Annotated in this window: 7 protein-coding genes; 4 read left to right on the top strand and 3 right to left on the bottom strand. The window is 77.3% G+C overall.

Going from position 1 to position 9,268, the window contains the following annotated elements; all coding sequences use genetic code 11:
* Window positions 1-139 precede the first annotated feature (139 nt).
* The 4 genes from A0J59_RS15005 (at window position 140) to A0J59_RS15020 (ending at window position 6,892) form a co-directional block, all read left to right on the top strand.
* Window positions 140-1,159, top strand: coding sequence for a hypothetical protein (locus A0J59_RS15005; RefSeq protein ID WP_181446404.1), 1,020 nt, complete (start codon window positions 140-142; stop codon window positions 1,157-1,159).
* Window positions 1,156-2,871 carry a DNA polymerase Y family protein gene (locus A0J59_RS15010; protein WP_064316632.1) on the top strand — a complete coding sequence of 572 codons (1,716 nt, stop codon included), beginning with the start codon at window positions 1,156-1,158 and terminating at the stop codon, window positions 2,869-2,871. Before A0J59_RS15005 ends, A0J59_RS15010 begins: the two co-directional genes overlap by 4 nt.
* Complete coding sequence (locus A0J59_RS15015) at window positions 2,864-6,502, top strand: error-prone DNA polymerase (RefSeq protein ID WP_064316633.1); 3,639 nt, start codon at window positions 2,864-2,866, stop codon at window positions 6,500-6,502. Before A0J59_RS15010 ends, A0J59_RS15015 begins: the two co-directional genes overlap by 8 nt.
* A 108-nt stretch (window positions 6,503-6,610) precedes the next feature.
* Window positions 6,611-6,892: a hypothetical protein gene (locus A0J59_RS15020; RefSeq protein ID WP_064316634.1), complete on the top strand. Its 282-nt coding sequence runs from the start codon at window positions 6,611-6,613 to the stop codon at window positions 6,890-6,892.
* A gap of 80 nt (window positions 6,893-6,972) precedes the next feature.
* Here the strand turns inward: A0J59_RS15020 and A0J59_RS15025 are convergent, their stop codons facing one another.
* From A0J59_RS15025 to A0J59_RS15035, 3 genes are read right to left on the bottom strand one after another with little or no spacing between them, the layout of a single operon-like run.
* Complete coding sequence (locus A0J59_RS15025; RefSeq protein ID WP_047234291.1) at window positions 6,973-7,374, bottom strand: hypothetical protein; 402 nt, start codon at window positions 7,372-7,374, stop codon at window positions 6,973-6,975.
* 59 nt (window positions 7,375-7,433) lie between these two features.
* Window positions 7,434-8,351, bottom strand: a complete 918-nt coding sequence (locus tag A0J59_RS15030) for a Gfo/Idh/MocA family oxidoreductase (protein WP_064316635.1) — start codon at window positions 8,349-8,351, stop codon at window positions 7,434-7,436.
* 40 nt (window positions 8,352-8,391) lie between these two features.
* The gene (locus A0J59_RS15035; RefSeq protein ID WP_064316643.1) at window positions 8,392-9,243 is read right to left on the bottom strand and encodes a serine protein kinase RIO; all 852 of its coding nucleotides are present in this window, start codon (window positions 9,241-9,243) and stop codon (window positions 8,392-8,394) included.
* Window positions 9,244-9,268 lie beyond the last annotated feature (25 nt).

Below are 9,268 nucleotides of genomic sequence, written 5' to 3' on the forward strand. Positions count from 1 at the left end.
GCGGAGTTGACACCCCGCGGCGGCGGTCGTTCACTGGAAGTGTTCGAACGTCTGTTCGAACGATGGCGGGTGCAGAACGACGCCCCCAGCAGTCGACGCGCGGTGCGCGTCCCGTCCGAGCAGCATCCCGGGAGGCGAGATGACCCTTCTCGCCGACCCCGCCGAACGGGCGGGGGCACCAGGCTCGACGGCTGCGGCCGTCGACAAGGCCGAGCGCGCCCGTGCCGTCCTGCGCCGTGCGGAGGAGCGTACGGGCGTCCGCCGACACCGCCCGGTCGTCGCACCCGCGGTCCCGGCAGCACCGGCCGCCGTCCCGCGCGCCGACACGGTCCCGCTCGCCGACACGGTCTCGATCGCCGACGTCCCGCTCGTCGACGTCTCCTCGGCGGCGGCCGCCCGCCCGGCCCCTGTCGCGCCGGCCGAGCGCCCGGCGCGCGCTCGCGGCCGCCACGTCGCGAGGCGTGACCCGAGCCGGGACGTGATCCCGGACGAGCGGGCGTGGCCGGTGCACGACGCGCTCGCCCCGCTCCTGCCGCTCGGTGCCCTGCAGCGCGGCACCGTGCTGGCGGTGCGCGGGTCGACGAGCCTCCTGCTCGCGCTCGTCGCGCGGCCGTCGCGGGCCGGGGCGTGGACCGCCGCCGTCGGGTTCCCCGCGGTCGGGCTGCTCGCGGCCGCCGACGCCGGCGCGGACCTCGACCGCGTCGTCCTCGTCCCGCGGCCCGGGCCGGACGCGGCGCTCGCGATCGCTGCGCTCGTCGACGGCCTGGACGTCGTGGTCGTCGGGCCCGACGCCGCCCTCACCGACGCCGACCGACGGCGCCTGGCCGCGCGGGCGCGGGAGCGCGGGGCGCTGCTCGTCGCCGCGGGGACGTGGCCGGGCGCGCACGTCGCGCTCACCGTGACCGGCGGCGGCTGGTCCGGTGCGGACCGCGGGGCGGGCTGGCTGCGCCGTCGCACCCTCGTCGTCGAGCGCGCGGGCCGCGGGGGTGCCGCGCGCCCCACGCGGGTCGAGGTCGAGCTCCCGCTCGCCCACGAGGACTGGCCCGCGTTCCTCGCCGAGGACGCCCGGGGCACCCGGCCCGACGCCGAGGCCGTGGTCGCCGACGCCGGCCGGGTCGACGACCCCGACCGGCCCTCCCGGCTCCGGCTCGTCGGATGACCACGAGCCCGACCCGCACGGCGGCCCTGTGGGTGCCGGACTGGCCGGTGCTCGCGGCGATGGCGGTGCGCGACGTCCCCGCGCACGTCCCCGCCGCGACGCACGACGGCCGCCGCGTCGTCGCCGTCTCCGCGACCGCCCGCGCCCAGGGCGTGCGCCGGGGCATGCGCCGTCGTCGGGCCCGCGAGTGCTGCCCCGAGCTCGAGCTGCTCGACGTCGACGACGCGCGCGACGCCCGCGAGTTCGAGCCCGTCGCGCTCGCGGCCGAGACCGTCGTCGCGGGGCTGGAGATCACCCGGCCCGGCCTGCTGCTCCTGCCCGCCGCCGGGGCGAGCCGGTACCACGGCTCCGACGCCGCGCTCGCGGAGGCGCTCGTCGCGCGCGTCGCCGAGCGCACCGGGCACGAGAGCCAGGTGGGCGTCGCCGACGGCATCCTCGCCGCCGTGCTCGCCGCGCGGGACGCCGCCGTCGTCCCGCCCGGCCGCTCCGCCGCGTTCCTCGCGCCGCGGCCGGCGCGCGACCTCGTGCACGTCACCGCCCGGCCGGACGCCGCCGTCGCGGTCGACGAGCTCGTGGACCTCCTGGGCCGGCTCGGCGTGCGCACGCTCGGGGCGCTCGCGGCCCTGCCGCCCGCGACCGTCGAGGGGCGTTTCGGCGACCTCGGCGCGTGGGCGCACCGGCTCGCGCGCGGCGAGGACCTGCGCCCGCCCGCGCGCCGCCGCGTCGAGCCCGACGTCGCGGTGAGCGCCGAGCTCGACCCGCCCGCCGAGCGCGTCGACGTCGCCACCTTCGCCGCGCGCCGGCTCTCCGAGGACCTGCACGACCAGCTCGTCGCGCGCTCGCTCGTCGCCGGGCGCCTGCGCATCACCGCGCGGACCGTCGAGGGCGACGACCTCGAGCGCACCTGGCGGCTCGACGGACCGGGCGCGATGAGCCCCGCGCGCCTCACGGACAAGGTCCGGTGGCAGCTCGAGGGCTGGCTCACCACCACGTCCGTCCGCGCCGGGCGCACGGCCCGGGCCGCGCGTGGTGGCGGCGAGCACGGCTCGCCCGGCGGGGCCGACGTCGTCCCGGGCGTGGCGCCGCTGGCCCGCCTGTCCCTCACGGCCGAGGAGGTCGTCCCGGCGGGGGCGGAGCAGCCGCGCCTGTGGGGCGCGTCGAGCGGGGAGGACGCGCGCGCCCACCGCGCGCTCGGGCGCGTGCAGGGGCTCCTCGGCGGCGACGCCGTCCTGCGCGTCGAGGTCCAGGGCGGGCGCGACGCGACCGACCGCGTGCACCTCGTGCCCTTCGGGGAGGACGTCGCGCGCCCGCGCGACCCGGCCCTGCCGTGGCCCGGCGCGCTGCCGAGCCCCGCCCCCGCGGTCGTGCCCGTCGAGCCGCAGGACGTCGTCGTGCTCGACGACGCCGGGCGGCCCGTCGTCGTCGACGCGCGCCTCGCGATGAGCGGCGAGCCCGCGACCGTGCGGTGGCCCGCCGCCACGGCGGAGGAGGGTCCGCGCCGCCCGACGGCACCCCGGGGCGAGGCGGCGCTGCCCGGTCCGGGGTCCGCGCGCGCCGTCGTGGACTGGGCCGGGCCGTGGCCGCTCGCCGAGCGCTGGTGGACGCCCGCGCCCCGGCGCCGCGTGCACGTTCAGGTCCTGCTCGACGACGGCCGCGGCCTGCTCCTCGCGAGCGCGCGCGGGCGGTGGACCGTGGAGGGCCTGTATGACTGACCGGACCACCGGCCCGCGCTACGCCGAGCTCCACGCGCACTCCGCGTTCAGCTTCCTCGACGGCGCGTCCCACCCCGAGGAGCTCGCCGCCGAGGGCGCGCGGCTCGGGCTGTCGGCGCTCGCCGTCACCGACCACGACGGCCTGTACGGCGTCGTGCGGTTCGCGGAGGCCGCGCGCAAGGTCGGGCTGCCCACGATCTTCGGCGCCGAGCTGCACCTGCCCGTCGTCGAGCACGGGCGTACGCCCGCGGGACCGCCCGTGCTCGACCCGCCCACCGGCGTGCCCGACCCGCGCTCGACCCACCTCCTCGTCCTCGCGCGGGGGGCGCAGGGCTACCGCAACCTGTCGAGCGCGATCGCCACCGCGCACCTCGCGACCGGGACCAAGGGTGCCGCCCGCTACGACCTCGACGCGCTCGGCGCGCAGGGCGCGGGCGAGTGGCTCGTGCTCACCGGCTGCCGCAAGGGCTCCGTGCGGCGCGCGCTCGTCACGTCCGGGCGCGCCGCGGCGCGCCGCGAGCTCGACCGGCTCGTCGCCGTGTTCGGCGAGGACAACGTGGCGGTCGAGATCACCACGACCGACGACCCGCGCGACGCCGACCTGCACGCGGCGCTCGCCGACCTCGCCGCCGACGCCCGGCTGCCGCTCGTCGCGACGACCGCCGCGCACTACGCTCACCCGCGCGACGCCGACCTCGCCGGGGCGCTCGCCGCGGTGCGCGCCCGCTCGTCGCTCGACGACCTCGACGGGTGGCTCCCCGGCGCCCCGACGACCCACCTGCGCTCGGCGGCGGAGATGCTCGCGCGCCACCACCGGCACCCGCAGGCCGTCGCGACGGCCGCCGCGCTCGGGGACGAGTGCGCGTTCGACCTGCACCTCGTCGCGCCCGACCTCCCGCCGTACCCGGTGCCGGACGGGCACACCGAGGCGACCTGGCTGCGCGAGCTCGTGCGACGCGGCGGCGAGAACCGGTACGGGCCGCGCGACCAGGAGAAGATCCCGGGCGCGTGGGCGCAGATCGACCACGAGCTGCGCGTCATCGAGGACCTGCACTTCCCGGGGTACTTCCTCGTCGTCTACGACCTCGTCGAGTTCTGCCGCGTCAACGGGATCCTGGCGCAGGGCCGCGGGTCGGCCGCGAACTCCGCGGTCTGCTACGCGCTCGGCATCACGGCCGTCGACGCGGTGAAGCACGGCCTGCTGTTCGAGCGCTTCCTCGCGCCCGAGCGCGACGGCCCGCCGGACATCGACGTCGACATCGAGTCGGGGCGGCGCGAGGAGGTCATCCAGCACGTCTACGGGAAGTTCGGGCGCACGCACGCCGCGCAGGTCGCGAACGTCATCTCCTACCGGCCCAAGTCGGCCGTGCGCGACGCGGCCCGGGCGCTCGGGTACGACGTCGGGCAGGCCGACGCGTGGAGCAAGTCCATCGAGCGCTGGGGGTCGCTGCGCGGCCCCGACCCGTCGTCGCCCGCGGCCGACCGGAAGGCCAAGGAGCGCGCGCTCGCCGCGAAGACCGCCGAGCCCGCGACGCGGACCGCCCGGAAGGACGCCGCGACGGCACGGCTGTGGGGGAGCCGCGACTGGTCGCCCGACCTGAGCGGCCGGGGCACGCGCGTCGTCGACCCGCTCGCGGTGGACGAGGGCGAGGTCCTGCGCGCGGACGACACGCACGACGTCGTGCCCGCGCACCGGCCGCCGTCGGCCGCCCAGGAGGGCGAGATCCCCGACGCGGTGCTCGACCTCGCCGACCGGATGCTGCGGCTCCCGCGGCACCTGGGCATCCACTCGGGCGGCATGGTCATGTGCGACCGCCCCGTCATCGAGGTGTGCCCCGTCGAGTGGGCGCGCATGGAGGGGCGCACGGTCCTGCAGTGGGACAAGGAGGACTGCGCGGACGCGGGGCTCGTGAAGTTCGACCTCCTCGGCCTCGGGATGCTCACGGCGCTGCGCATCGGGTTCGACCTGGTCGAGAGGCACGAGGGCGGCCCGCGCCTCGCGCTGCACACGCTGCCCGAGGACGACCCGGCGGTGTACGACCTGCTGTGCGCGGCCGACACCGTGGGCGTGTTCCAGGTCGAGTCGCGCGCGCAGATGGCGACGCTCCCGCGACTGCAACCGCGGAACTTCTACGACATCGTCATCGAGGTCGCCCTCATCCGCCCGGGTCCCATCCAGGGCGGGTCCGTGCACCCGTACATCAACCGCGCGCGGGGGCGGGAGAAGGTGACGTTCCTGCACCCGCTGCTGAAGAAGTCGCTCGGCAAGACGCTCGGCGTGCCGCTGTTCCAGGAGCAGCTCATGCAGATGGCGATCGACGTCGCGGGCTTCTCGCCCAAGGAGTCCGACCAGCTCCGGCGCGCGATGGGGTCCAAGCGGTCCGTCGAGCGCATGGAGGAACTGCGCGGGCGGCTCATGGACGGGATGCGGAAGAAGGGGGTCACGGACCCGGCCGTGCGCGAGGAGATCTACGACAAGCTCAAGGCGTTCGCCGACTTCGGGTTCCCCGAGTCGCACGCGTACTCCTTCGCGTTCCTCGTCTACGCGAGCTCGTGGCTCAAGGTGCACCACCCCGCCGCGTTCTACGCGGGGCTGCTCGCGGCGCAGCCCATGGGGTTCTACTCGCCGCAGTCGCTCGTCGCCGACGCGCGCCGCCACGGCGTCACCGTGCTGCGCCCCGACGTCAACGCGTCCGACGTCGAGGCGACGGTCGAGCGGCTGCCGGCCGACGATGCGGCTGCGCCCGCCGACCCTGCCGACACCGATCGTCCTGGCGCCCGGACGGACGACAGCCGCATGCTCGGCGGGGAGGTGCGGGTCGACACCGCGTTCGGTCCGGAGCCCGATCTCACGCTCGCGGTGCGGCTCGGGCTCGCGAGCGTGCGCGGGCTCGGCAAGGACGCGGCCGAGCGCGTCGTCGCGGCGCGCGGGGCGCCGGGGGAGGGGCGGCCGTTCAGCGACCTGCGCGACCTCGTGCGGCGCGTCGACCTCACGACCGCCCAGCTCGAGGGGCTCGCGACCGCCGGCGCGACGGACTGCCTCGGCGTGACGCGGCGCGAGGCGCTGTGGGCGGCGGGCGCGCTCGCGCAGGAGGGCCCGGGGACGCTGCCGGGCGTGAGCGTCGGGGTCGAGGCCCCGGCGCTGCCCGGCATGACCGAGGTCGAGACGGCCGTCGCGGACGTGTGGGCCACGGGCGTGTCCGCCGACTCCTACCCGACGCAGTACGTGCGCGACGGTCTGACGGCGGCGGGCGTGCTCACCGTCGTCGGGGCGGTCGAGGTGTCGCGCGAGATCGAGCAGGTCGACGAGGCGGAGCGCGCGGCGGGCGAGGTGCCGGGGACGCGCCCGCACCCGTCGTCGCGCGTCGCGGTGGGCGGCGTCGTCACGCACCGCCAGCGCCCCGGGACGGCGGGGGGCGTGACGTTCCTGTCGCTCGAGGACGAGACGGGGATCCTCAACGTCGTGTGCTCGCCCGGGCTGTGGCAGCGGTTCCGGAAGGTCGCGCGCGGGTCCGCGGCGCTCGTCGTGCGCGGGCGGCTCGAGCGGGCCGACGGCGCCACGAACCTCGTCGCGGAGCACCTCGCGCCGCTGTCGCTCCAGGTCGCGACGACGTCGCGCGACTTCCACTGACGGGTCCGTCGCTGTCCGGTAGGGCCGCGTGGTAAGAACGGACCGGACGAGGGCCCGGCGCGCGACGGCGGGTCATCCGCACCCGCTCATCGACGAGAGGACCCTCCGATGCCACCCCGTCTGACGCCCGGCACGATGCTCTGGACCGGGCTGGCGCTCGCGGTCGTCGGCGAGCTGCTCCGTAGCGTCCTCCTCCCGCGGGTGATGTTCAGCGTGCCCGTGCCGTTGGGCGTCCTCGAGGCCGCCTCCGTGCTGCTGCACGTCGTGTTCACCGGGGGCATCGTGCTCGCCGGGGGGTCGTTCGTCGTCCGGGCGTTGCAGCCTGACGACCCGCCCCGCAAGGAGGCGACGCCCGTCCCGTGGGAGGACCGTGACAACCGGCTGTCCTGACCGGCACCCGGGCAGCGCCCGAGCGGCCCGGTGCCCGTGGCGTGCTGACAAGGTCGACGGTGCGGGGCTGATGGCGTGGGCTACGGGGTGACCGGCGCGGCGACGCAGACCTCGAACGTGTCGCGTGCGCGGCGCAGCAGGTACCGGACCTCCTGCGCCTCCTGCTCGTTCGCGTACTCGTCGCGGTAGCTCCAGCGCACGCGCGCCCACACGAGCGCGTCGCCGACCTCCTCGACGTCCTCGAGGTGCGCGACGACGCCGACCAGGCCGCGCTCGCGGAACCCGCGCGCCGTCTCGGTGGTCGACTCGCGCACGTCCTCCGGGTCGGCGAGGAGCACCGACCCGGTCGACCCGACCACGAGCGCCGGGAACGCGTAGCTCTCGCCGATCGTGTCGAGGTCGCCCGTGGAGAGCGCGACCCCGTAGGTCGTGAGGAACGTCTGGACGTCGTCGGCGTCGAAGGACTCGGTGGAGGGATCCATGGTCCCGTTCTACCCCGTCGGTCCGGCGTCGGCGCGGCCGGGCGCCTCGGCCGTGTGCGTCAGGTGGTCAGCCCCGCGGTGACCTGCTCGAGGAGCGCGAGGTCGGCGAGGACCGTCGCGTGCTCGGCGTCGATCCGGGCGGTCTCTTCGTCGGCGCCCGCGAGGACCGCGAGGGCGTGCTCGACCACCGGGGCGAGGTAGTCGGCGTCGAGCACGACCTCGGAGCGCTCGACGCCGCGCGGCGTGCGCACCGCGACCGTGAACCCCGCGGTCGGGTGCGCGCCCGGGTCGAGGAACCGTAGGCGGACCGGGACGCCGCCGAGGCGCGTGGTCGCGACGATCCCGTCCGCCGAGGTCGTCACGACGGGCGGCGCCCACCCCGCGCCGGGAGGACCGCCGACCACGGCGCGGGCCGCCTCGACGACGTGGATGCCGAGGAAGAACAGCCCGTCGCGCTCGTCGGCCGGGTCGGCGGGCCCGGACACCTCCACGACCGGCTCGGGCGACGTCGGCGCCGCCCCGGCCGTCGGTACCGTCTCGGTCGTGCGGGCCGCGAGCACGGCGCGCGCGGCCGCGACCTCGGGCGCGAACCGCAGCGCGGACGCGGTGGTCACGGCGGTGCCGTGGGCGCGGGCCACGTCGAGCGTGGTGCGCGCGTCGGCGACCGACGCCGCGAACGGCTTGTCGACGAGCACCGGGACGCCCGCGCGCAGGAGCGTGCGGGCCGCGGCGCCGTGGAGCCGGCCCGCGCGGTGGGCGACGATCGCCGCGTCGACCCGCCCCACGACGTCGGGCACGGTGACCTCACCCGCGCCGAGGGACAGCCCGCCCGCGGCGGCGAGCTCCCCGCGGCGGGCCGGCTCGCCGTCGACGAGCGCGACGACGCGCACGCCCGGCCAGCGCCGCTCGACCTCGACGAGCCGCACGTAGTGGTCGGCGTGGGACGAGTCGAGGCCGACGAGGGCGAGACGCAGCACGCGGCGATCGTCCCACGCCTCGCGCGCCCCGCGCCGACCGTCACCACGCCTCGGCGAGCAGCAGCGCGAAGAGCTCGTCGGCGTCGGTCTCGAGCCCGCGCGCGGCGAACCACGCGGACATCGTGCGGCAGTCGCGCAGCAGGAGCTCGGTGCCGAACGGGTTCGCCACGAGGTCGACGACCTGCGGCAGGTCGATGATGACGAGCCGGTCGCCGTCCGCGAGGACGTTGTACGGGGACAGGTCGCCGTGCGCGTAGCCGAGGCGGGCCAGCACGGCCATGCCGTCGCGGAGCTGGTCCCACCACGACGCGAGCAGGTCCGGGTCGGGGCGGGTGCGCGCGAGCCGGGGCGCGGCCTCGTGCGCGACGCCGTCCGACGTGCCGACGAACTCCATGAGGATCTCGTTGCCGTCGATCTGCACCGGGTAGGGCACGGGGGCGCCCGCGGACCACAGCTCGCCGAGCGCGGCGAACTCCGCCGCGGCCCACTGCCCGGCCGCGACCTGGCGGCCGTAGCGGGACTTGCGGTCGAGCGCGCGCCGGTCGCGCGTGCGGCGCACGCGGCGGTCCTCGGTGTAGACGGTGTCGCGCCGGAACGACCGGTGGTCGAGGTCGCGGTAGCGCTTCGCGGCGAGCAGGCTGCGGCGCGCGGGGTCACCGGGGACGGCCCGCTCCAGGAGGAAGACGTCCGCCTCCTTGCCGGTCTTGAGCAGGCCGAGCTCGGTGTCGAGGGCCGCGTCGGCGGTCACGACCCAGTCGGGGCGCGGCTCAGGTCCGCGCTGCCCCTTCTCGACGGCGGACCACGTGGACCAGCGCTGGTCGTCGCCGAGCGCGGCGTCGAGGACGCCGGCGACGGGACCGGCGTCGTCAGCAGTGTCGTCACGGCGCCGCAGGCGGCGGGGCGGGGGAGTGCGGGGG

It is taken from the genome of Cellulosimicrobium sp. I38E, assembly GCF_001647255.1.
GTDB lineage: Bacteria > Actinomycetota > Actinomycetes > Actinomycetales > Cellulomonadaceae > Cellulosimicrobium > Cellulosimicrobium cellulans_E.